Origin of the sequence: Levilactobacillus tujiorum (assembly GCF_012641185.1) — a bacterium.
Lineage (GTDB): Bacteria > Bacillota > Bacilli > Lactobacillales > Lactobacillaceae > Levilactobacillus > Levilactobacillus tujiorum.
Genome location: NZ_JAAXLK010000054.1, coordinates 1 through 627 on the forward strand (window position 1 = coordinate 1; position 627 = coordinate 627).

The following is a 627-nucleotide window of genomic DNA, read 5'->3' on the forward strand; positions in this document are numbered from 1 at the left end:
CGTCTAAGGTGGGACAGATGATTAGGGTGAAGTCGTAACAAGGTAGCCGTAGGAGAACCTGCGGCTGGATCACCTCCTTTCTAAGGAATATACGGAGGCTACACATACTTTGTCGAAACAATGGTCAGTTTTGAGGGGCCTACCCTCAAACTTGTTCTTTGAAAACTAGATATTATCAATTATTTTCCTTTAATTATTAAGATAATTAAACCGAGAAACAACTGCGTATTTTTGAGTTTTTTAATTAGTTTATATCGCTAATACTCAATTAATCAATGATTACGACGTAATCATTAGGTTAAGTTATGAAGGGCGCATGGTGGATGCCTTGGTACTAGGAGCCGATGAAGGACGGGACTAACACCGATATGCTTCGGGGAGCTGTACGTAAGCTTTGATCCGGAGATTTCCGAATGGGGAAACCCAATTACTTTAATCAGTAATTACAACTCAGGGAATACATACTTGAGTTGAGGCAGACGTGGGGAACTGAAACATCTAAGTACCCACAGGAATAGAAAGAAAAATCGATTCCCTAAGTAGCGGCGAGCGAACGGGGAATAGCCCAAACCAAAGAGCTTGCTCTTTGGGGTTGTAGGACTGAACATTTGAGTTACCAAAGTCAAT

The 627-nt window shown here is 41.5% G+C and carries 2 rRNA genes; both read left to right on the forward strand.

The window, feature by feature from the left end:
* Positions 1-80 (forward strand): 16S ribosomal RNA (locus HF569_RS12175); the annotation flags it as partial.
* 216 nt (positions 81-296) lie between these two features.
* A 23S ribosomal RNA gene (locus tag HF569_RS12355) occupies positions 297-627 on the forward strand; the annotation flags it as partial.